The organism is Janthinobacterium svalbardense (assembly GCF_002327145.1).
GTDB lineage: Bacteria > Pseudomonadota > Gammaproteobacteria > Burkholderiales > Burkholderiaceae_D > Janthinobacterium > Janthinobacterium tructae.
Map to the genome: position 1 here is coordinate 4977487 of NZ_CP023422.1, position 24039 is coordinate 5001525.

At 62.7% G+C, this 24039-nt stretch carries 15 protein-coding genes; 10 read left to right on the forward strand and 5 right to left on the reverse strand.

All coding sequences use genetic code 11. The features are described 5' to 3' along the window. The first annotated feature begins 1 nt into the window (after window position 1). The 7 genes from CNX70_RS22175 to CNX70_RS22205 all read left to right on the forward strand — a co-directional run bounded on the left by CNX70_RS22175 (window position 2) and on the right by CNX70_RS22205 (window position 7436). A complete protein-coding gene (locus CNX70_RS22175) occupies window positions 2–997 on the forward strand; it encodes a glycosyltransferase (RefSeq protein ID WP_096238618.1) in 996 nt (331 codons plus the stop codon). After that, the gene (locus tag CNX70_RS22180) at window positions 997–1914 is read left to right on the forward strand and encodes a formyltransferase (protein WP_096237159.1); all 918 of its coding nucleotides are present in this window, start codon (window positions 997–999) and stop codon (window positions 1912–1914) included. The genes CNX70_RS22175 and CNX70_RS22180 overlap by 1 nt, the downstream gene beginning before the upstream one ends. A 21-nt stretch (window positions 1915–1935) precedes the next feature. Beyond that, entirely contained in the window at window positions 1936–2988 is a 1053-nt protein-coding gene (locus CNX70_RS22185) for a bifunctional UDP-4-keto-pentose/UDP-xylose synthase (protein ID WP_096237160.1), read from the forward strand. Continuing rightward, window positions 2988–3947, forward strand: coding sequence for a polysaccharide deacetylase family protein (locus tag CNX70_RS22190; RefSeq protein WP_096237161.1), 960 nt, complete (start codon window positions 2988–2990; stop codon window positions 3945–3947). Before CNX70_RS22185 ends, CNX70_RS22190 begins: the two co-directional genes overlap by 1 nt. A 76-nt stretch (window positions 3948–4023) precedes the next feature. Next, the gene (locus tag CNX70_RS22195; protein ID WP_167389708.1) at window positions 4024–4494 is read left to right on the forward strand and encodes a peroxiredoxin; all 471 of its coding nucleotides are present in this window, start codon (window positions 4024–4026) and stop codon (window positions 4492–4494) included. Between the two features lie 300 nt (window positions 4495–4794). Continuing rightward, the gene (locus tag CNX70_RS22200) at window positions 4795–6612 is read left to right on the forward strand and encodes a PhoH family protein (RefSeq protein WP_096237162.1); all 1818 of its coding nucleotides are present in this window, start codon (window positions 4795–4797) and stop codon (window positions 6610–6612) included. Between the two features lie 149 nt (window positions 6613–6761). After that, complete coding sequence (locus tag CNX70_RS22205; RefSeq protein WP_279629324.1) at window positions 6762–7436, forward strand: site-2 protease family protein; 675 nt, start codon at window positions 6762–6764, stop codon at window positions 7434–7436. A gap of 27 nt (window positions 7437–7463) precedes the next feature. Here CNX70_RS22205 and CNX70_RS22210 read toward each other — a convergent pair whose 3' ends face one another. Beyond that, a complete protein-coding gene (locus CNX70_RS22210; protein ID WP_244198913.1) occupies window positions 7464–9875 on the reverse strand; it encodes a TonB-dependent siderophore receptor in 2412 nt (803 codons plus the stop codon). A 60-nt stretch (window positions 9876–9935) separates the two neighbouring features. Between CNX70_RS22210 and yidD the strand changes: the two genes are divergently transcribed. The 3 genes from yidD (at window position 9936) to CNX70_RS22225 (ending at window position 11961) form a co-directional block, all read left to right on the forward strand. Then, window positions 9936–10373, forward strand: a complete 438-nt coding sequence (gene yidD / locus CNX70_RS29325; protein ID WP_096237164.1) for a membrane protein insertion efficiency factor YidD — start codon at window positions 9936–9938, stop codon at window positions 10371–10373. 363 nt (window positions 10374–10736) lie between these two features. Beyond that, a complete protein-coding gene (locus tag CNX70_RS22220) occupies window positions 10737–11678 on the forward strand; it encodes a bestrophin family protein (protein ID WP_096237165.1) in 942 nt (313 codons plus the stop codon). A gap of 82 nt (window positions 11679–11760) precedes the next feature. Next, window positions 11761–11961, forward strand: coding sequence for a heavy-metal-associated domain-containing protein (locus CNX70_RS22225; protein ID WP_096237182.1), 201 nt, complete (start codon window positions 11761–11763; stop codon window positions 11959–11961). A 468-nt stretch (window positions 11962–12429) separates the two neighbouring features. Here CNX70_RS22225 and cueR read toward each other — a convergent pair whose 3' ends face one another. From cueR to CNX70_RS22245, 4 genes are all read right to left on the reverse strand, one after another. Continuing rightward, window positions 12430–12849, reverse strand: a complete 420-nt coding sequence (gene cueR, locus CNX70_RS22230) for a Cu(I)-responsive transcriptional regulator (RefSeq protein WP_096237184.1) — start codon at window positions 12847–12849, stop codon at window positions 12430–12432. A gap of 1 nt (window position 12850) precedes the next feature. Then, complete coding sequence (locus tag CNX70_RS22235; protein WP_096237186.1) at window positions 12851–15256, reverse strand: heavy metal translocating P-type ATPase; 2406 nt, start codon at window positions 15254–15256, stop codon at window positions 12851–12853. Between the two features lie 72 nt (window positions 15257–15328). Then, window positions 15329–16060 carry a FecR family protein gene (locus CNX70_RS22240; protein ID WP_244198914.1) on the reverse strand — a complete coding sequence of 244 codons (732 nt, stop codon included), beginning with the start codon at window positions 16058–16060 and terminating at the stop codon, window positions 15329–15331. Between the two features lie 19 nt (window positions 16061–16079). Beyond that, window positions 16080–24029: a YDG domain-containing protein gene (locus tag CNX70_RS22245; protein ID WP_096237189.1), complete on the reverse strand. Its 7950-nt coding sequence runs from the start codon at window positions 24027–24029 to the stop codon at window positions 16080–16082. Between the last annotated feature and the right edge of the window lie 10 nt (window positions 24030–24039).

Consider the following 24039-nt stretch of genomic DNA (forward strand, 5'->3'; position numbering starts at 1 on the left):
GATGAAACCCGAACTGTCGATTATCATTCCGATCTACAACGAGCAGGATGGCCTGGCCAGCCTGTTCGCGCGCCTGTATCCGGCCCTCGATGCCTTGCAGACGAGCTACGAGATCATCTTCATCAACGACGGCAGCCGCGACAACTCGGTGGCCATCCTGGCGGAGCAGTTCCGCCAGCGCCCCGACGTCACGCGTGTGATCTTGTTCAACGGCAATTATGGCCAGCACATGGCTATCCTGGCCGGCTTCGAAGCTTCGCGCGGCCAGATCATGATCACGCTCGACGCCGACCTGCAGAACCCGCCCGAGGAAATCGGCAACCTGGTGGCAAAGATGCGCGAAGGCTACGATTACGTGGGCTCGATCCGGCGCAAACGGCAAGATTCCGCCTGGCGCACCCTGGCGTCGAAAATGATGAACCGCCTGCGTGAAAAGATCACGAATATCAAAATTACCGACCAGGGCAACATGCTGCGCGCGTATGGCCGCAATGTAATCGACCTGGTCAACCAGTGCGCCGAAGTCAACACCTTCGTGCCCGCCCTGGCCTACACGTTTGCCCGCAAGCCGACGGAAATTACCGTCGAGCACGAGGAACGCTCGGCCGGCGAGTCGAAATACTCGCTGTACAGCCTGATCCGCCTCAACTTCGACCTGGTCACGGGCTTTTCGCTGATTCCCCTGCAAATCTTTTCCATGCTGGGCATGCTGCTGTCATTCAGTTCGGCCGTGCTGGTGATCTATTTGCTGGCGCGCCGCTTCCTGTTCGGCGCCGAGGCGCAGGGTGTGTTCACCCTGTTCGCCATCGCCTTCTTCCTGATGGGCGTGATCCTGTTCGGCATCGGCCTGGTGGGCGAATACGTGGGACGCATCTTCCAGCAGGTACGTGCCCGTCCCCGCTATGTGGTGCAAACCATCTTGCAGGATGGCATGGTCCAGGCGGAAGCCGAGGCGCCATCGTATGTGCGCCTGGAAAAGCGCCAGGTGGGCCGCTGATGGGCGCCCCACGCGCCGTCGTCTTCGGCTACCACAATGTGGGCGTGCGCTGCATCAAGGTGCTGCTCGCTGGCGGCGTCGATATCGCCCTGGTCGTCACGCACGAAGACAGCCCCACGGAAAACCTGTGGTTCGAATCCGTCGCCAGCCTGTGCCAGGCTGAAGGCATCCCGTACATCACGCCTCTGGACGCGCGCGCGCCCGAGCTGCTGGCGCAGGTGCAGGCGGCAGCACCAGACATGCTGTTCAGCTTTTACTACCGTCACATGCTGCCGGCCAGCATTCTGGAAGTGGCGCCTGCCTACAATATGCACGGCTCGCTGCTGCCGCAGTTCCGCGGCCGCGCGCCAGTCAACTGGGCCGTGCTGCACGGCGCCACGCAGACGGGCGCTACCCTGCATGAAATGACGGTCAAGCCCGACGCCGGCGCCATCGTGGCGCAAACGGCCGTGCCCATCCTGCCCGACGACACGGCCTTCGAAGTGTTCGGCAAGGTCACGGTCGCGGCGGAACAAACCCTGTGGGGTGTGCTGCCGGCCTTGCTGGACGGTACGGCGCCGCGCCAGTTGAACGATTTGCGCCAGGGCGGCTATTTTGGCGGACGCAAGCCGGAAGACGGCCGCATCGACTGGAAGTTACCTGCGCAACAGGTATACAACCTGCACCGGGCCGTCGCCCCGCCCTATCCCGGCGCGTTCACCGAATTCAACAATGTCATTTACGTCATCGAAACCGCCCGTTTGAGCAAGCGTTCCGCAGGAAGTTTGCCAGCGGGCTTGGCGGTAGTGGATAATTGCATCTTTGGCGTCTGCGGAGACGGCCGCATGCTGGCCATTTCCGCCCTGAGGGCTGCCGGGGAGCCGATTTCGGCTCAGCAATTGCAAGCAAGTCTGACCGCCCGCGTCAGCACACACTGATATCACTCAAGAGAATCTCACATGAAAAAAGTCCTCATCTTAGGCGTCAACGGCTTCATCGGCCACCACCTGTCCAAGCGTATCCTGGAAACCACCGACTGGCATGTCTACGGCATGGACATGAACACGGACCGCATCACGGAACTGCTGGAAAATGACAACTACAAGTCGCGCATGCACTTCTTCGAAGGCGACATCACGATCAACAAGGAATGGGTCGAGTACCACGTCAAGAAATGCGACGTGATCCTGCCGCTGGTCGCCATCGCCACGCCGTCGACCTACGTCAAGCAGCCGCTGCGCGTGTTCGAACTGGACTTCGAAGCCAACCTGCCTATCGTCCGCTCGGCCGCCAAGTACGGCAAGCACCTGGTGTTCCCGTCGACCTCGGAAGTGTATGGCATGTGCCACGACGAAGAATTCGATCCGGAAAACTCGGAACTGATCTGCGGCCCGATCAACAAGCCGCGCTGGATCTATTCGAACGCCAAGCAATTGATGGACCGCGTGATCTGGGGCTACGGCATGGAAGGCTTGAACTTCACGCTGTTCCGTCCCTTCAACTGGATCGGCGCCGGCCTGGACTCGATCCACACGCCAAAAGAAGGTTCTTCGCGGGTGGTGACGCAATTCTTCGGCCATATCGTGCGCGGCGAGAACATCTCGCTGGTCGACGGCGGCGCGCAAAAACGCGCGTTCACCTACATCGATGACGGCATCGATGCGCTGATGCGTATCATCGCCAACAAGAATGGCATCGCCAGCGGCAAGATCTACAACATTGGCAATCCGGTCAACAATTACTCGATCCGCGACCTGGCCGGCATGATGCTGACCCTGGCTGCCGAGTATCCTGAATACGCCGAAGGCGCGAAACACGTGAAAATCGTGGAAACGACGTCGGGCGCCTACTACGGTGCCGGCTACCAGGACGTGCAAAACCGCGTGCCGAAAATCACGAATACCTGCGAAGAACTGGGCTGGGCGCCAAGCACCACCATGGCCGATTCCCTGCGCAATATCTTCGATGCCTACCGCAGCCAGGTAGCCCAAGCCAAAGCCTTGATGGATTAATGTTGAGCAAGCCGTTCCTGACCCTGAAAATCGACGTCGATACCTATCGCGGCACCCGTGAAGGCATGGGCAATCTGGTGCGCATGCTGACCGCGCACCAGGCCAAGGCCACCTTTCTGTTCTCGCTGGGCCCCGACCACACGGGCTGGGCCCTGCGGCGCGCCTTGAAGCCCGGCTTTTTCAGCAAGGTGTCGCGCACCTCGGTGGTCGAGCACTACGGCTTGAAAACATTGATGTACGGCACCTTGCTGCCGGGCCCCGATATCGGCAAGCAATGCGCGGCGCAATTGCGCGCCGTGCGCGATGCCGGTTTCGAGTGCGGCATCCACACCTGGGATCACACCCTGTGGCAAGACAACGTGGCCAAGCGCAACGCTGCCTGGACCATCAACATGATGCGCAAGGCCGCCAACCGCTACGAACAGGTGTTTGGCACCAAGGCGCACACGCACGGCGCGGCCGGCTGGCAAATGAATGTCAGCGCTTTTGTCGAACACGACACGGCCGGCTATCGCTTTGCCTCCGATGGCCGTGCCATGCTCGACGCGCGCGGCGCCATGGCGCAACCGTCGCAAGGCCCGCACCGCGTGCGCAATGGCAACACCATCTTGCAATGCGTGCAACTGCCCACCACCCTGCCCACGCTGGATGAATTGCTGGGCTGCGAAATCGACGGCAAGCTGATCACGACAGGCAATGTTGCCGCGCATATATTGTCGCTGACGGCGGACAATCCGCGCGACCACGTGTATACCTTGCATGCGGAACTTGAAGGACAGAAACTTGCCCCCATTTTCGAACAACTGCTGGCTGGCTGGAAAGCCCAGGGCTACCAGTTTGCAGCGATGGGCGATTATTATGAAAAGATAAAAGAGTCGGACTTGCCCGTTTGCCCCATCACCTGGGATGAGTTGCCCGGACGTTCGGGACGCCTGATTGTGCAGGGCAAAGCGGCCTGAATGCTGTATTGTTGCACCTGGATGCGTTGCCAGATTAAAAAAACAGCGCTGATGATCACCGTTCAGGAGAGAACCTGTGGCTGATAGCCAATCCCTCGTTAGCATACCCGACTTTAGTGCCGCCATGACCAGCGGCCAGACCTTTCAGTTGCTGGGCCGTCCGGCCAAGGCCACGGTGCTGTTTTTCTATCCGAAGGACAACACCCCCGGCTGCACCACTGAAAACATCGCCTTCCGTGACGCGCATGCGCAATTTGTTGCCGCCGGCGTGGAAATCTACGGCATCAGCCGTGATTCCCTGCGCTCGCACGAAAGCTTCAAAGCCAAGCTGGAACTGCCATTCGAGCTCATTTCCGACCCGGACGAAGCCGTTTGCCTGCTGTTTAACGTCATGAAGATGAAACAGATGTATGGCAAGACGGTCCGTGGCGTTGAACGCAGCACGTTTGTGATTGACGCCCAGGGCCGATTGGTGAAAGAATGGAGAGGCGTGAAGGTCGCAACTCACGTGGAAGAAGTGCTGGAATTCGTGGCGCGTCTGAATTGATCATCTGTTCTGATCGCATGCGCGTTGTCGGCATCCAGCCAGCTTGGTTAGACATTAGCTCAACCGCAGTTCAGTTCACGGTACCTATCGCCATTTTGAGTCAACGAAGCGCCTCCACCCACTCCGCCAGGCGGGCCTGCTGCCCGCCGATGGCGTCCATGACCAGCCATGTTGCCGGCCTCCCGGCAGTCTCTCGTCCTGTAGCATTGTTGTTCCCCCGCATCCACCCCATGAGAAGTGCCGCCAGAAGCTGGCTGCCCATGGGCGATTCATTCCAGAAATTTTTTGATTGAGATCCTGATGCCACTCCCAAAATTACCGAGCAAGCCAGCCACCATCCTGGCCACCCAAGATTACCCAACCGCAGGCGCAGCGCGCCCGGCCACCAAAACCCCGGCAGCCAAGAAAGTGGCTGCACCGATCATTGAAGCGGCGATCGCCGAAGTTGCCAAGCCGGTCCGCAATGCGGCCACGAAGATCAAGCAAGTGGCGGCCCTGATGGTCGCCAAGCCGGCACCTGCGCCGGTTGCGGCCGCGCCTGTCGCCGCGCCGGCAGCCATACCTGCGCCTGCGGCGAAAGCCAAGCCGGCGGCAAAAGGCAAGGTCACGCCGATCAAGCCCGTCCAGCAAGCCGAGCAGCCGCATCCCGCCAAGCACAAGGCGGTCGAAGTGCAGCTCAAGTCGTCCGCCAGCCGCGCCGCCGACCAGCGCGGCATCAGCAAGCTGTTCGTGCTCGACACCAACGTGCTGATGCACGATCCATCGTCGCTGTTCCGCTTCGAGGAACACGATGTGTACCTGCCGATGATGACCCTGGAAGAGCTGGACAACCATAAAAAGGGCATGACGGAAGTGGCGCGCAACGCACGCCAGGTCTCGCGCACGCTCGACGCCCTGATCAGCAACACGGACGACGACGCCATCGAACACGGCATCTTGCTGTCCAAGCTGGGCAACAAGGATGCCAAGGGCCGTTTGTTCTTCCAGACGCGTTTGCAAAGCGCCGACCTGCCGGCAGGTTTGCCAGTGGGCAAGGCCGACAACCAGATCCTCGCCGTCGTGCGCTCGCTGGAATCGGAACAGGAAGGCCGCCCCGTCGTGCTGGTGTCGAAAGACATCAACATGCGCATCAAGGCGCGCGCCCTGGGCTTGCCGGCCGAAGATTACTTCAACGACCATGTGCTGGAAGACACGGACTTGCTGTACTCGGGCATCGTGCAACTGCCGGACGACTTCTGGAACAAGCACGGCAAGGACATGGAATCGTGGCAGGAAAGCAAGAACGGCTACAGCTCGACGTTCTACCGCGTGACGGGCCCGTTCATTCCATCGCTGCTGGTCAACCAGTTCATCTACCTGGAACCGAAAAACGGCGAAACGCCGTTCTACGGCCAAGTAAAACAGATCAACGGCAAGACGGCCGTGCTGCAAACCCTGCGCGACTTCAGCCACACGAAGAACAATGTGTGGGGCGTGACGGCGCGCAACCGCGAGCAGAACTTCGCGCTGAACTTGCTGATGAATCCGGAATGCGACTTCGTCACCCTGCTGGGCCAGGCCGGTACCGGCAAGACCCTGCTGGCCCTGGCCGCTGGCCTGGCGCAAGTGCTGGAAACCAAGCTCTACAATGAAATCATCGTTACTCGCGTCACGGTACCGGTGGGTGAAGACATCGGTTTCCTGCCAGGCACGGAAGAAGAAAAGATGTCGCCATGGATGGGCGCCTTCGACGACAACCTGGAAGTGCTGAACAAGTCCGACTCCGATGGCGGTGAATGGGGCCGTGCGGCAACGCAAGACCTGATCCGCTCGCGCATCAAGATCAAGTCGCTCAACTTCATGCGCGGCCGCACGTTTGTGAACAAGTTCCTCATCATCGATGAAGCACAGAACTTGACGCCGAAGCAAGTCAAGACCCTGGTCACGCGCGCCGGTCCCGGCACGAAGATCCTGTGCCTGGGCAACATCGCGCAGATCGACACGCCGTACCTGACGGAAGGCTCCAGCGGCCTGACCTACGTGGTCGACCGCTTCAAGGGCTGGACCCACAGCGGCCACGTCACCCTGGCCCGCGGCGAGCGTTCGCGCCTGGCTGACCACGCCAGCGAAGTGCTGTAACGTGCTGTAACTTAAAGCGGGCGGCGCAAGCTGCCCCAGTCATTCGAAGCCCCGGCTGCAGCGATGCAGGCGGGGCTTTTTTCATGTGCGCGACTTTTTCCTGCGACATGGTCTAATACTGCTCTCTTTCCTCCAGAACAGCGTATCCGATGCCTCCCGCCTTTCAGTTGCTGCTTTGCCTCCTCATCTTCATGTTGATCCACATTTCCGTCATGGCGGCCTGCGCCAGGCTGTTCGGCATCACGGTGCGCAGCATCAGCTACGGCGTGGGCCCGACCTTGCTGAGCTGGGGGAAAGTACACGTCAAACTGCTGCCCTTGGCCGGCAATGTGGTGCTGAAAGATACGCGTGAAGAAACGCTGTATGACGACGACCCCTGCCTTGACACCTATAACTTCCAGCCGCTGTGGAAGCAGTTCGTGTTGCCGCTGAGCGGCGTGGTCGTCTTGCTGGCCTTGTCGCTGGGCATCATGGGCGCCTCGGGCTGGAACAGCTTTGTCGCCGCCTTCGGGCAAATCGTCCACGGCGCGCTGGCGCCGCTGTCGACGGCGCAGGAATTGCTGGGTGAAGGGGAAACGTTTGCCCGTACGCACGGCTTTGCGCTGGTATTCGCCCTGTTCTCATTGAAACTGTGCGCCTTCAACCTGCTGCCGTTCGCCGGCTTGAACGGCGGGCAGGCGCTGCTGGCCATCGCACGCGGCGGACGCGCTTTTGTGGCGTGGGAAGAAACGCTGACGAAATGGATGCTGTTGCCGGGGCTGGCGATCTTGCTGGCGTGGGTAGTGGCACTGGCCGTGTATTGCTGGCGCATGCCGGGGCTGTAATCGCACGGCCCCGGCTCTGGCTACCGTCTAGAAATACACCTTCAGGCTCAACAGGGCTTCGCGTTCCGCGCCACGGAAGATGCCGCCAAAGTATTTTTTGTCGAATACATTGCCGATATTCAAGGCCAGGCGGTAACGCGCCGTTTCGTAGGCCACGGCGATATCGGCCAGCGTGTACGGATCATTCATGTACAGCGCGTTGGCGGCGCCATTGTAGGGAGAACTGCCACGGTAACGCAGACCGCCGGCGAGCATCAGGCCGGGCACGGCCATGGGCCGGTAGTCGAGCCAGACGCTGGCCGCATGACGTGTCGTCTGCAGGGTCTGGCGGCCGATTTCATAGGCGTGGTTGCTCTTCGTCGTGCGCGGGTCAAGATAGGTGTAGCCGGCCAGCACGCTCAGCTCGGGCAAGAGTTTGAACGTGCCTTCCAGTTCCAAGCCCGTCGAACGCACCTCGCCCGTCTGTATCGACGCACGTGGGTGCAGCGGATCTGGCGTCGTGACATTCGTCTGCGTCAGATCAAACAACGACGCCGTCAGCATGGTCGATGTACCCGCAGGCTGGTACTTGATACCCAGCTCCACCTGCTTGCCCTTGCGTGGCTGAAAAGCTTTGCCGTCAAAGTCGCGGCCCGTGGCCGGGTCGAACGACGTGGCATAGCTGGCATACGGCGCCACGCCATTGTCGAACAGATACAGCACGCCGGCACTGCCCGTGGTGGCATGCTCGTCGATGCGCGTCGTCGCGGCATTGACCTGCGTGCTGCGCGCACGGTCGTGGCGCAGGCTGGCGTTCGCCACCCATGGTCCCAGTTTGAACTGATTCAAGGTGTAGATGCCCGTCTGCTTGAGGTCAGTATCCGTATGGTCGAGTTCAGGCACGGCGATCGCCTGATGGTACACCGGCAAATAAATATCCAGGTTCGGCACGTCCCAGCCGAAGCCCAAACCGTCATTCTCCTTGTATTTCAGGTAATCGATGCCCGCCACGAAACGATGTTCGATCTCGCCCCAGCGAAAGTCCTTTTGCGCGCGGCTGTCCACCGTCCAGGTCCTGCCGTCCACTTTTTCCGCCAGACTGCCGCGCGTGGCCGTGCGGCCGTCCGCCAGCAAAGCCATGGCGTAGATATGCTGGTAATCGACCTTGATGGTGGCATAGCGCAAGTTTTGCGTCAGCTTCCAGCCATTCCCTGTTGCATGCTCGAACATATAGCCCAGGGCGCGCGTATCGCGGTCGAAAGAGTCGAAGGACGGATCGCCCGCCGTGCGGCTGACGGGCAAGTCCTTGATTTGCGGATAGACAAACAGGCTGGGCCACCATGGTTTCGGCGTGCCCCGCTCTTGCGAATACGTGCCCAGCACGGTCAGGCTGGTGCGCGCCGAAAGGTCCCAGCGCAGCGAGGGCGAGATGGAAACGCGGTTGTTCTTCGACTCGACGGGACGGTCGTTGGCATCGCGGCCCGTCAGCGTGACGCGGTACAACAAGTCATCCTTGCCCGCGACGGCGCCGCCCAGGTCGGCATTCATCTGATAGCGTTGGTAGCGCCCTGCAGAAACGCCCACGCTATTGACGTGGTCGGCACTCGGCAGCTTGGAAGTGACGTTGATCATGCCGCCCGGACGGCCCTGGCCGTAGAAGACGGACGCGGGACCCTTGATGACTTCGACGCTGTCAAGGTCTTCCATTTCGCTGTTCCAGGAACCATAACTGCCCGCCGACAACAGCTTCAAGCCATCCTGGTAGTACGAGCTGCCATCGCTGAAGCCGCGGATGGTGGCGCCCGACATGCGCACGTCGGCGCCCGTCACGTCCGTCAGCACGCCCGCCGTATAGGCCAGCGCTTGTTCTATGCTTTTCGGTGCCTGCGTCTTGATCTGTTCACGCGTGACGACGGAAATGGCGCGCGGCGTCTCGATCAATGGCGTGCCCATCTTGGTGGCGGCCACGCTGATGGGCACATAAGCGCGCGACACCGTGCCCTCGCCCGCGTCAGCCGCCGCCTTGACGGTAATCAATGGCATGACGGCGTCGGGCGCCTTGCTGGCCACGGCAGGCGCGGCGCGCAGCACATAGCTGCCTGCCTCCAGTTCGACTGCCTGCAAGCCCGTGCCCGCCAGCAAGGCCGCCAGGGCAGCCTGCGGCGTGTACTGGCCTTGCAAGCCGGCCGTGCTCTTGCCGCTGGCCTGGTCGGGCGTGTAACTGAGCAAGACATTCGCGGCGCTGGCCAGGCTGCGCAGCGCGGGCGCCAGCGGACCGGCAGGGATGCTGTAGGCCAGGCGCGTAACGCCAGCCTGCTGGGCATTGGCTGCTTGCGCCTGCGCCAGGACTGGCATGGCAACGTATAGCGCCAGGCTGCACACGGCCAGCGACACGGCACGGGCGATGGGAAGGACTTTTGGTGCAGAAATATGGTGGTGTTGCTTGCGACTGACGGACATGGTGTAAAGCCTCTCTGGTGACTGCTGAAATGGTTCCCCTACTTAGCAGGTGCCTTGAGAATGCGAATCGGTCAGCCTTGGCGCGAAAAATCCTGCCCCTGCTGGCGCAGCGGCTTTGAGCCGCTATTATTTTTTGGATACTTATCGTATGCTCGCACCACTGTCTTGACGCCATCAGCAAAAGGAGCTGGCATTTTCTCATTCGACACCTGCGGCAAGCACCTGGCCCTGTGGGCGATCCGCGCCTACCAACGCTATGTATCGCCCCGGAAAGGCTTTAGCTGTGTCTACCGCGTGCTGACGGGGGGCACTAGCTGTTCCAACTATGGCTACCGCGTCATCGCACGCCACGGCTTGCGCCCGGGACTGGTGCTATTGCAACGGCGCTTGTGCGCCTGCGGCGCAGCGCGCGCCGCCAGGCCCAGGCGGGGTATTGCGACTGCGACGTACCCTTGGTCGACTGCGCCTGCGACTGCGCCGACGTGGCAAATGTGCTGAGCTGCAATTGGCCGGGTCGCAACAAACATACAAGCTGGTTTCGAAACAGCTATACAACAAGCGAGACATTGAAACAGCAGCAGGCAGCACACCGCAAGAAGCTCAGGCAGGGACAGGATCCAAATAGCTGAAATTCACACAAATAATTACAAATGAAATATTCATTCATGAAGTGAATAACCGCTATCACCACTGTGAATTGGCTGGAAACAGGTCTGCGGCCTATACTCAAGCCGTTTCCCCTACATTGTTTCCCATGCACACCCTGCTCAGCCCGCACACACAGCGGGCTTTTTGTTCCCGGTATTTGCCATTCTGTCTTTCCCCCCTTGCCAATCACCAGCCCCAAACCGGGAGCACAGCATGATCGTGCGCGAGCGTCCTTCGGCGCTAAGGCTGTTCCTGGTGGTGCGCGGCTCCGTCCTGCCGCGCATCCGCACCACTCTCATCGTCAACACCCTGATCGCCACCCTGGTCACCTGGTGCCACGGCACGCTGTTCGACCACAAGATCATCCTCACCACCATCCCGTTTACCCTGATCGGCTTGCCGCTGGCCATCTTCCTGGGCTTTCGCAACACGGCCGCCTACGACCGCTACTGGGAAGCGCGCAAGCTGTGGGGCGAACTGGTGTTGCGTAGCCGTAATTTCTCGCGCCAGTGCCAGACCATGATCCGCAGCGATACGCCAGCCCACGCCCGGCTGGGCCTGGACGATGTGCGCGTGCGCATGATCTACCGCACCATCGCCTTTTGCCACGCCCTGCGCCACCAGCTGCGCGACACGCGCGGACCGGACGACTTGCAGCCGCTGCTGCGCCCGGCCGAATGGGAAGCGGCCTGCAAGGCCTCGAACCCGTCCGACTACCTGATGCTGCAGATGGGCCACGACCTGGCCGACTGCGTCCGGCAAGGCCGTATCGACAGCATCCTCACCGCACAGATCGATAACACGGTCTCGGCCATGGTAGCGGCGGGCGCCTCGTGTGAACGCATCCGCAGCACGCCGATACCCTTCTCGTATTCGCTGCTGCTGCACCGCACGGCTTATCTGTACTGTTTCCTGCTGCCTTTCGGCCTGGTCGACTCGCTGGGCTTCATGACGCCGTTCGTCGTCGCCATCGTCGCCTATACCTTCTTTGGCCTCGATGCCCTGGGCGACGAGATCGAGGAACCGTTCGGCGAAGATGCCAACGACCTGCCCCTGTCGGCAATGTGCCGCGCCATCGAAATCAGCTTGCGCGAATCCGTGCAGGATGAGCATGTGCCGCCACCCATGCAAGCTGACGATTTTCTGCTGAATTGATCCGTACGGCAGCTTTTCCCTTGACCTTACCATCGGGGGAAGGCTTACAGTGGAAGCACTTAATCATTCAAGGAGTGCTTGCATGTATCAGTTACAAGTTGAAAACATGAGCTGCGGCCATTGCATCGGCTCGGTCACGAAAGCGGTGCAAGGCGTCGATCCTGCCGCACAGGTGCAGATCGACCTGGCCAGCAAGCGCGTCACGGTGGAATCGCCCGCCGAACTGGGCGCCATCAGCGCCGCCATCGTCGAGGCGGGCTACCCCGTCACCAGCGCGCAATAACAGCAGTGGCATCCATAAAACAGCCGGCCTTCGCGCCTAATCCCGTTCAGATAGCGCCCCTACGCGACCAGTAGAGCTGCAAAACGGATTAAAGCCCCAACCGCCCGCACAGGTGTACCGGGCCAAGCGAGCCTGAAAAATGTCGAGGGCAAGGCGCAGCGACGAAGACAGTACGCATGTACGGCGAGGAGCTGCAACGCCGCCATCGGCATTTTCTCGGGCTCGCGTCTCCGGCCCGCCATTTTTACGTTTTTACGCCTGACACCTTTGCCTTTAAATGCGTCGGACAGCTTAACTGAACGGCATTAGGCCTTCGCGCCGGCTGTTTCTGTTTACCCGCCCAGTTCCGGATAGTGACGGAAAAGGCCTTCCTGATTGAAAGCAATCCTGGGTTTCAAATATGCGGCCGTGCCCCGGTATCGTGGGCCGGTGACGGTGCATACGCCAAACTAGCCCCTTGGATTTATCTCAATGGCAACAGGCTTTCGCTTCCGTATCGCCGGCCAGCCCCAGGCTTTGCAGGATGGGACAATCGGGCCTGTCATCGCCATGGCACGATTGCGCCAGGTGGGCCAGGGTGTCGCGCATTTCCGTCAGTTCGGCGATGCGCTTGTTGAGCTCGGCGACGTGGGCCAGGGCGATGCCTTTCACGTCCGCGCTGGCGCGCTGATCGTTTTGCCACAGCGACAGCAGTTCGCGGATCTGTTCCAGCGAAAAGCCCAGGCCCCGCCCGCGTTTGATAAAACGCAAGGCGTGCAAGTCGTTCGGCGTGTAGATGCGGTAGCCCGCGTCGCTGCGCGCGCTGGGTTTGAGTAAGGTAATGCTTTCGTAGTAGCGTATCATTTTTGCCGATACGCCCGTTTCACTGGCTGCCTGGCCGATATTCATGCTATGACTCCTTGGTATGCGCGCTGCCTGCATGACTGCGGGCTTTCCAGCGGCGCAGCAACAGGGCATTGCTGATCACGCTGACGGAACTGAAAGCCATCGCCGCGCCCGCCACCATGGGGTTGAGCAGGCCGAAGGCAGCCAGCGGAATGCCGATCATATTGTAGATAAATGCCCAGAACAGATTCTGCCGTATCTTGCTGTAAGTGCGGCGCGAGATATCGATGGCGTCCGCCACCAGGGCCGGATCGCCACGCATCAGCGTGATGCCGGCCGCATGCATGGCCACATCGGTGCCCGTCGACATGGCGATGCCCACGTCGGCTGCCGCCAGCGCAGGCGCATCGTTGATGCCGTCGCCCACCATGGCCACCCTGGCGCCCGCGCCTTTCAGTGCGGTGATTTTAGCGGTTTTATCGGCCGGCAGCATTTTCGCCGCCACCGTGTCGATGCCCAGCAGCTTGCCGACGGCGTCGGCGCTGCCCTGGTTGTCCCCGGTCAACATCACCGTGCGGATGCCCAGGCTGTGCAGATGGGCAATGGCCGCCTGCGCATTCGGCTTGACCTGGTCGCTGAAGGCAAATAGCCCCAGCAATTGCGTACCCGAGGCCAGCCAGGAAATCGTGTTGCCCGTATTTTCCAGAGACAAGGCCTGTGCCGCCAACGGCGTCATGTCCACGTGCAATTCCTGCATCAGGCGCGAGCTGCCCAGTTTCAATTCCAGGCCATCGACCTGGGCCGCCAGGCCGCGGCCCGGCAAGGCCGACAGGCCCGTGGCTGGCAAGGGTTCGATATGGCGCGCGCTGGCCGCATCCAGCACGGCGGTGGCCAGGCTGTGCTCGCTACCACGCTGGATGCTGGCCGCCAGTTGCAGCAGCCGTGCATCGTCGATACCATGCGCATGCAGGGCCGCCAAGGCAGGCTTGCCCACCGTCAGGGTGCCCGTCTTGTCGAACACGACGGTATCGACGGCGTGCGCCACTTCCAGCGCTTCCGCATCCTTGATCAGGATGCCGTAGCGGGCGGCCACGCCCGTGCCGGCCATGATGGCCGTCGGCGTAGCCAGGCCCAGCGCGCATGGGCAGGCGATGACCAGCACGGCCACGGCATTGATGATGGCATTTTCCAGCTCGCCGGTCGCAAACCACCAGCCCAGCATGGTCAGCAGCGCCAGCACCAGCACCACGGGAACAAAAATCGCGCTGACCTTGTCGACCAGATGCTGGATGGGCGCCTTGGCCGCCTGCGCGTCTTCCACCAGGCGAATGATGCGCGACAGGGTCGTCTCGCCGCCCACGGCTTGCGTGCGCACCAGCAACAAACCATCGGCATTGATGGCGCCGCCCGTGACCTTGTCGCCCGGATGCTTATCGACCGGCAAGCTTTCACCCGTGATCAGGGATTCGTTGACCTGGCTGGCGCCTTCCACCACCACGCCATCGACAGCCACCCGTTCACCGGGGCGGATGACCACCAGGTCGCCCACCTTCACCTGTTCCACGGGCAAATCGATCTCGACGCCGTCGCGGCGCACGCGGGCCGATTCCGGACGCAACACTTGCAGCGCGCGGATGGCCGAGGCCGTCTGACGCTTGGCGCGGCTTTCCAGCCATTTGCCCAGCAACACCAGAGTGATGACGACGGCTGACGCTTCGAAGTACAGGTGCGGCAAGATCTCGCCCGCCGCCAGCCATTGATAGACGGACAAGCCATATGCGGCGCTCGTGCCCAGCGCCACCAGCAAGTCCATATTGCCGCTGCCGGCGCGCGCCGCCTTCCAGCCCGCCTTGTAGAAGCGCGCGCCAAAGTAAAACTGCACGGGTGTGGCCAGCGCGAACTGCAGCCAGCCTGGCAGCATCAGATGGATGCCTGCCCATTCCAGCAGCATGGGCAACATCAATGGGAAGGCCAGCACGGCCGCAAAAGCCACTTTCATGCCGTCGCGGTTGGGCACGGCGGCAGGCGCGCCGGCCTGGCTGGCGGCGGGCAGCGTGGCGGCATAGCCAGCCTTGTCGATGGCGGCAATCAGGGTGCCCGCTGTCACACCGCCCGTCACCTTGATGCGTGCGCTTTCCGTGGCCAGGTTGACACTGGCGGCCAGCACGCCCGGCACCTTCAGCAAGGCTTTTTCCACCCGGCCCACGCACGAGGCGCACGTCATGCCGGCCACCAACAGGTCGATGTCCGTGCTGGCCAGCGCATAGCCGGCCTTGTCCACCGCCGCCTGCAAGGTAGCCAGCGGAACGTTCTGGCTGGACGCCACCCTGGCCGTATCGGTGGCCAGGTTGATGCTGGCGCTGGTCACGCCCGGCACGGCCGCCAGCGCTTTTTCAACGCGGGCCACGCACGAGGCGCAGGTCATGCCTTCGACCGTGAACGATTGCACATAAGGGGAAGCTGGCTGCATGGCGCGGATCCTGTAGACGAGAGATGATGTCTACAGGATCGTCCCTACCATGATGGGAAGGTCAAGCGAAACTTAGCGTACTTCGCAGTCGACGTTGTTCGACTTGCCCGGCGTGGTATTGCTGGCGCTCGGACCCGTGCTGGCATTGAACACCGGCGGCAGCGTAAACGGAATCCCCGGATTGGTCGGCAGCAGCACCGGTGGCTGCCGGAAATTCGGCGTATAGCCGAACTGGCCAGCGCTGAAATTGAGCGTGCCGCCTGGATTGCTCACCACGATTTGTCCGGTGGTCACCGACGTGTACAGCCCTGGCGCAAGGGTCGCCCCTGGCGGCGATCCCGTTTTGGGTAGCGACGAGCCTGGTACCGCATAGCCACCGGCACCGATATACTCGGCAGTGAAATACGTGCCGCGAATGCCGATGGTGGCGACCGGCGTTTTCAGGGAAAACTTTTCCTTGCTGCGCTTGCCCAGCAAACCCGACAGCGAACGCAAGCCTCCCTTGACCAGGTTGAACGAGGCCTGGTCGCCCTCGGGATGATCGGCCTGGTAGGCGAACTGCTCGACCACGAAGGTGGTACTTGGCTTCAGAGTGATCTCGCTGTTGTCGATGAATTTCACCAGGGCATAGGTGTTTTTCTCCGTCACCAGCGTATCGCCCGCCTCCACCTCGGACTTGAGCGACAATATCTTGACCTTGCCGTCGGCCTTCTTCGCCATCATCGGCCCGCTCAGCTGCGTCACCGTGCCCGCCACCTGGGCGAACGCATGCAGGCTGATGCTCATCAGCACCAGCCATAGCATGGCGCCCGCCAGCATCGGCCTAGTTGCAAAAGGTCTTCTTGATACCATTTTGAGGATCATCTGTTGCTTCCTTCGTCGATTCTTTGGATGTAGCGCCCGCCAGCAGCGGCGCGGTCACGTTGTTGGGCGTAGTGAGTTGGTTGAGCGGGTTGTATTGCTCGCTGAGCGCCGGCAAGGTATTGACGGCGCGGATGATGGTGCTTGGCGGCACCACGGGCGTCGTCACCGGCTGGGCCACCAGCACCGAGGCCGGCACGTTGACCCGGCCATTCGGCGCCAGCAGCGACACGGGCGCGCCGCGGCTGTCGATGCGCACGGTCCCGGCGGCGGTCAGGTCGCCGTTTTTCGCCAGCACGGCGATGCCGCCCGTGGCCTGCACATCGAGCCTGGCTGCGCCAGCAAAGGTGACGCTGGTACCGGCCGTGACCGCGATGGCGCGTGCCGCATTGACGCGCGCGCCGTCGCCGAAGGCCACATCCGTGCTGGCGTCGACGGTGACGTCGTTGCCGATGATGGCGCCCTGCACATTGACGGGGCTGTGTGCGATCAGGCTCACATTGCCGCTATTGGCATTGATCGCATGGCTCTCGATGCCGCCCGTGCTTTCGATGCGCACATCGCCGGAACCGGTGGACAGGCCGCCCAGCACCAGCACGTCAGGCGCACTGTTATTGGTCAGGGCAATGCCACCGGCACCCCTGTTGCCGGCGCTGAAGTGCTTGACACGGTTGCCGGCGTCGTTCAGCACGGTACCGGTTTGCGATTGCGTGGCCAGGCTGCTGGCAACCACGGCGCCGCTCTGGCTGATAGCGCCCGCGTTAGCGTTCAGGCTGATGGCATTGGCGGTCAAGGCCGCGAAACGCAGGTCGCCGGCGGCCTGGGTCACGGCCAGGTTGCCGCCGATATGGATGGTGCCGGCGCTCTGGCTGAAGCTGTTGCTGACCGTAACATTGCCCAGGCCGCCCAGCAAGCCGCCGGTCTGCGCATAGTTGGCCACCGTCAGCGCATTATTGACCAGCAGGCTGCCGCCGGTGAGATTCAGGCCGCCGCGCGAGCTCAAGCGATCAAGCACGGTGTCGCCGGCCGCCGCCGTGTACACCACGTTGCCGGTGCTGGCCGCGAAATCGGCCGCCAGCACATTGGCGCCGCTTGGCGCCACGCCGCCTTCCCAGTTGGCGGCGTCGCTCCACAAGCCACCGGCCGCGCCGATCCAGGTCGACAGGGCGCGCTGGGCAATGCTGGCCTGCGCGACGCCGCCGGTCGAGGTCAAAGCGTAGTTGCCGGCATCCGCGCCCGACAGGCCAAAGCCGCTGACATTGACCGTCTTGCCGCTGCCATAGTTGCGGTCGGCAAACGTGCCGCTGCCGCCCACCAGGCTGACGGCATCCTGGCCGATCACGCCCGCCACGGTGCCGCTGACATTGGCCAATTGCGTGCCATCGTACACCTTGTCACTGGCGCTGACGCTGGCCAGGGTCAATGCCGCGCGGGCAATAGTGGCCGTGGTCGCGCCAGTCGTGTCGCCCAGGCGGTAGTTACCAGCATCGTTACCGGACAGGCTGGCATTCTGTACCGTGATCGTCTTGCCGCCGCCGGCATTCTTGTTGGCGAAGGCCGCGTTGGCCGATGCGCTCAGCGCATCGCCGGCGATGCGGTCGTCGCTGATCGCCACCTGCGCGCCGGTCACGCCGTCATACACCTTGTCGACACCCGTATAGCCCAGGTTCAGCGTACGCTGCGCGATGCTGGCCGTTGCCGTGCCACCGGTCGTGCCCAGGGTGTAATTGCTTGCGTCAAGGCCGGACAGGCTGGCGTTTTGCACCGTCACGACTTTGTTGCTGCCGGCATTCTTGTCGGCAAATGCGCCGCTGGCCGTTGCCGTCAGCACGTCGTTGGCGATACGGTTGTCAGTGATGGCGAGCGTGGCGGCGGTGTTGCCGTCATAGGTCTTGCCTGCGGCCGCAAAGCCCAGCGCCAGCTCACGCTGGGCAATGGTGGAGCTGGCAGCGCCGGTGGTCGAGGTGAGTACATAGTTGGCCGCATCGGTGCCGGACAGGCTGGCGTTTTGCACCGTCACGACTTTGTTGCTGCCGACGTTCTTGTCAGCGAATGCGCCGCTGGCCGTTGCCGTCAGCACGTCGTTGGCAACACGGTTGTCGGTGATGGCGAGCGTGGCGGCGGTGTTGCCGTCGTAGGTCTTGCCCGCGGCCGCAAAGCCCAGCGCCAGTTCGCGCTGGGTAATGGCGGCGCTGGTGGCGCCGGTGGTCGAGGTGAGCACATAGTTGGCCGCATCGGTGCCGGACAGGCTGGCGTTTTGCACCGTCACGACTTTGTTGCTGCCGGCATTCTTGTCGGCGAATGCGCCGCTGGCCGTTGCCGTCAGCACGTCGTTGGCGATACGGTTGTCGGTGATGGCGAGCGTGGCGGCGGTGTTACCGTCGTAGGTCTTGCCTGCGGCCGCAAAGCCCAATGCCAGTTCGCGCTGGGTAATGCTGGCGCTGGTGGCGCCGGTGGTCGAGGTGAGTACATAATTGGCAGCATCGGTGCCGGACAGGCTGGCGTTTTGCACCGTCACGACTTTGTTGCTGCCGGCATTCTTGTCAGCGAATGCGCCGCTGGCCGTTGCCGTCAGCACGTCGTTGGCGATACGATTATCAGTAATCGTCAATGACGCGGCGGTGTTGCCGTCATAGGTCTTGCCTGCGGCCGCAAAGCCCAGCGCCAGTTCGCGCTGGGTAATGGTGGCGCTGGTGGCGCCGGTGGTCGAGGCCAACACATAGTTGGCAGCATCGGTGCCGGACAGGCTGGCGTTTTGCACCGTCACGACTTTGTTGCTGCCGGCATTCTTGTCCGCAAATGCGCCGCTGGCCGTTGCCGCCAGCACGTCGTTGGCGATACGGTTGTCGGTGATGGTGAGCGTGGCGGCGGTGTTGCCGTCATAGGTCTTGCCTGCGGCCGCAAAGCCCAGCGCCAGTTCGCGCCGGGTAATGCTGGCGCTGGTGGCGCCGGTGGTCGAGGTGAGCACATAGTTGGCCGCATCGGTGCCGGACAGGCTGGCGTTTTGCACCGTCACGACTTTGTTGCTGCCGGCGTTCTTGTCAGCGAATGCGCCGCTGGCCGTTGCCGTCAGCACGTCGTTGGCAACACGGTTGTCAGTGATGGTGAGCGTGGCGGCGGTGTTGCCGTCATAGGTCTTGCCGGCCGCCGCAAAGCCCAGCGCCAGTTCGCGCTGGGTAATGCTGGCGCTGGTGGCGCCGGTGGTCGAGGTGAGTACATAGTTGGCCGCATCGGTGCCGGACAGGCTGGCGTTTTGCACCGTCACGACTTTGTTGCTGCCGGCATTCTTGTCAGCAAATGCGCCGCTGGCCGTTGCCGTCAGCACATCGTTGGCAACACGGTTGTCGGTGATGGCGAGCGTGGCGGCGCTGTTGCCGTCATAGGTCTTGCCGGCGGCAGTGAAGCCCAACGCCAGTTCGCGCTGGGTAATGCTGGCGCTGGTGGCGCCAGTAGTCGAGGTGAGCACATAGTTGGCGGCATCGGTACCGGACAGGCTGGCGTTTTGCACCGTCACGACTTTGTTGCTGCCAGCATTCTTGTCAGCGAATGCGCCGCTGGCCGTTGCCGTCAGCACGTCGTTGGCGATACGGTTGTCAGTGATGGCGAGCGTGGCGGCGGTGTTGCCGTCATAGGTCTTGCCTGCGGCCGCAAAGCCCAGCGCCAGCTCACGCTGGGCAATGGTGGAGCTGGCAGCGCCGGTGGTCGAGGTGAGTACATAGTTGGCCGCATCGGTGCCGGACAGGCTGGCGTTTTGCACCGTCACGACTTTGTTGCTGCCGGCGTTCTTGTCAGCGAATGCGCCGCTGGCCGTTGCCGTCAGCACGTCGTTGGCAACACGGTTGTCGGTGATGGCGAGCGTGGCGGCGGTGTTGCCGTCGTAGGTCTTGCCCGCTGCCGCAAAGCCCAATGCCAGTTCGCGCTGGGTAATGCTGGCGCTGGTGGCGCCGGTGGTCGAGGCCAGCACATAGTTGGCGGCATCGGTACCGGACAGGCTGGCGTTTTGCACGGCAACCACTTTGTTGGCACCGGCATTCTTGTCGGCAAATGCACCGGACGCTGTTGCCGTCAGCACATCGTTGGCAATACGATTATCGGTAATCGTCAATGACGCGGAGGTGTTGCCATCGTAGACTTTATTGGCGCCGGCAAAGGCCAGGTTCAAGGTGCGTTGCGTGATCTCGGCCGTGCCGATGGCGGTGGCAGCCAGGCTGTAGTTGCCCATCGCGCTGCCGGACAAGGTCAGTTCGCTGAGATTGACGGCCTTGCCGCTGCCGGCGTTCTTGTCGACGAACTGCGCGCTGCCGGTCACGCCCACGGTATCGCCGCTGACCGTGTTGCCCAGGCTGAAGGTCGCGTTGGCAAAGCCGAGCTGACCGTCATACACCTTGCTGCCGCTTAAAATAACGCTGAGGGCGCGCGGCGTGATGGCCACGGTGGAGGTACCGGCATAGCTGATATCGTATTGGGTCGACCACAGGCCGCCCAGCGCATAGTTGCCGACATTGCGAGCGTTGCCGTAACTGGCCGTACCGCTGGCTGCCAGGTCGCCATTGAGCAGTCCAATATAGCTGAGCTGGCCGACGCTGGCCACCTGGCCATCATAGACCCGGCTGGCCGCGCCGCTGGCGGTTACTGTCAAGGGTGTGAGGAAAGCCTTCAGCAGCGGCGTGGTATGGCCATCGTAGATGCGCCAGATGGCATTCTCGCCAAAATTGAAGCCGCCGAAGCTGCTTTGCTGCTTCATTTCGGCCGTACTGCGCCCGGTGGAGCCGCCGTAGTCGTTCACGGTGCCGGCGCTTTGCGCGTCGAAAAAGGCAGGCCCCACAACCGCGCCCGAATCTGCGCGTCCGACCACTGCACCCACCGTGCCCGACGCAAAACCGCTGCCCGATACGGTACCTGCGAAATACAGGCGGCTGGCGCTGCTGCCCGCCACGCTCCAGCCAATCACACCACCCAGATTCTGCTGGCTCGCCGCGCTATTGGCGGACAAGCCGATGGCGCCGGTCGCATAGGCGTCTTCGATAGTGCCGCCATTGCGTCCGACCAGGCCGCCGACACTGGCGCCGCCGCCCACGGCACCGGTGGCATACGCTTGCGAGATGGCGCCATTGTTATCGCCCACCAGGCCGCCGACCCGTTCGCCGGAAGCCGTGACGCCGCCGGTGGCGTACGACACGGCAATGCGGCCCTGGTTGATGCCCGCCAGGCCGCCGACGCCATCCTGGCCGGCCACGCTCATGCTGCTGTGCACCTGCTCTATCGTGCCGCCCGCAGCGACCACGCCGGCCACGGCGCCCACATTGTTGTTGCCGCTGGCATTGCCACCCAGCAGGTTCAACTGGCGCACCGTGCCTGTCGTGCCGTTACCCAGCTTGCCGAAAAGGCCGGTGTTCAGGTTACCGTTCGGCGCGCTCTCACCGTGGATTTGCAAGCCGCTGACGGCATAGCCGGCGCCGTCCAGCACCCCGGAAAAACCGCCCGAATCGCTATGCGCGATGGGACGAAAACCGGCGCCGTCATTCCAGGCGCCCGTGCCGCTGGCGTCGATATTACCGGCCAGGCGATAACTGTTACTCAGGTCCAGGCTGGCGATGCCTTGCAAGCCATACACGTCGGCGATGACATACGGTGCGCCCGCGCTGCCGTCGCCGTTTGTAGCGCGCAAGAAACTGGCGCCGGGAGCGATGATGAAATTACTGGCTGAAAAGGTTGGCAGGCCGGCCGTATTTTGCGTCCAGGTGCCGCTGGCCAACCTGAAGGTCGCCCCCACATTCACGGCGCCCGCCGCACTGACTGTCGATCCCGCAGTGAGCCTCAGGCTGCCGGCCACAGCGAGCGCATGATCGATCGCGATGGCGCCGCCCGTCACCAGCTGCAAAGTAGCCGGCCCCGTGGCGCCGCTCGCCACCGTCACCGCCTGGTCGACGCCGATGGCGCCTGTCATGGCGGCATGGCCGAGCGTGAGATTCGCTGCGGAAATGGCATTCAGGTCGGCGCTGGACAGGCTGAGTTTGCCAAGCGCCTTGCTGCCGAGATTGATTTCACGGTTGGCCGACTCCGCGCGCAAGGTCACCGCAGCGCCGCCCGCCGCACCGCCGTAGGCCACGCCGCCCTGCAAATTCATGTTATCGGCCTGCAACAGCAATGTCTGCCCCACCGCCGTGCCGACGATCTGTCCGCCGCTGCCATCGAGGACGATGCGTCCGTCGAATTTGTTGGCGCGCAGTTCCGCATTGCCGCCGCCGACATGCAAGCTGCCCGCCACGCCGAAGACGATATCGGCGCCCGTCAGCGCAACGCTGCCACCCTGGCTGGAAAGGGCCGCATCGATATGCAAGACGGCCGAGCTGCCTTGTGCCGTGGCGCCGCCATTGTCGTTGGCCGACAGGATCAGCGCGCCGCCATTGGTGGTAATGGCCTGGTTGACGTTGATGCTGTTGCCAGCCTGCGCCGTGAGTCCCACGCTGGCCTGAGTGATGGCGACGGCTGCGTTGAAGTTGATGTCGTGCTGCGCCTGCAGCACCACATTGCTGGTGGCCGCCGAAATCAGGCCGGCACCGATAGTGGTGGTGCCCGTCGTCGGCGCATCCGTAAAATCGTTGACGCCGCTCAGCGCGCCGCCATTGCCGGTGACCACGTCGATATCGTAGGGATCGAGCAGCCAGTCGCCCGTCTTGCCGCGCGCCGCGCGGGCGCGCGTATCGACCCTGGCGCCGTCGACGGCCAGGTAGTGCCCCGAGGTTTCCACGAAACCGCCATCGCCCGAGGCCGCGCCGCCGCGCGCCGAAATGCTGCCGAACACGCGCGCCGTCTCGTTGCCCCAGACGATGACCTTGCCGCCGTCGCCGCTTTGAATCGCGTCGGCGGCTATGCTGGCATCCTTGCCGACGGCCACCTGGCGCGCATTGGCAATCGCCACGTTTTTGCCCTGGTAGTCGCCGCCCAGCAGGACCGTACCGCCCCCAAGGGCGCCGCTGGCGTCCACTTTGGCGTTGCCTTGCATGCCGACCTGGTCGCCCAGCACGGTAATCTCGCCGCCCTTGCCCACCGCACTGGTGGCGCTGGTGACGCTGCCGTTTTCCAGCAACGTCTTGCCGCTGGCCTTCAGCACGATCTTGCCATTTTCGCCGAGCATCGCGCTATTGGCGTTGAGCACGCCACGCTGGTTCAGCAGCGCGCCGAGCATGCCGATGCGCCCGCCCTGCGCCACGATCTGGCCCACATTGATGGCCTGGTCCGCGGGGGCAGACAGCACCACGCGCAAGTCGGGGTTGGCGGCGTCGGCCAGTTGCACACTGTGGCCGGCGGCCAGCAACACGTCACCGTTCGGCGCGGTGATGATGCCGCTGTTTTCCACGTTCGGCGCGATCAGCAGAATCTGCCCGCCGCTGGCGGCATGGATGGTTCCCTGGTTGATAACGGCGCCGGCCTGCTCGCCGGCATTGAAATGCATCTTGCCGGCCAGGAAATCCTGGTTCGACAGCGCCAGGCTGGACGCCACCAGGCCCGCCACGTCGACCCGCGCATCACGGCCGAACAGCACGCCGTTCGGATTGATCAGGAAGACCTTGCCGTTCGATTGCAGGGAGCCGAGGATCTTGCTGGGGTCTTGTCCGGTGATGCGGTTGAGTACGCTACTACCGGCATTTTGCTGGAGAAAACGCGTGATTTCGCCCGGATTGACGGAAAAGCTCTGCCAGTTGATGATGGTATTGGGCGTGTTGGTGATCGTAAACAGATTGCCCTGCTGGTTGAACGTGGCCTGGCCATGCACCACTTGCGGCAAGACCGGATTGGCGTGGGCGGCGCTGAAACAGGCGGCAATCAGGAGCGCCAGCGCGGTGCGGCGCAGCGGCGGCTCGACAGGGCCGCCAGCAGGCACGCTGCGCAGTGGTTTTTGTTGGGTCATGGTGTTTTAT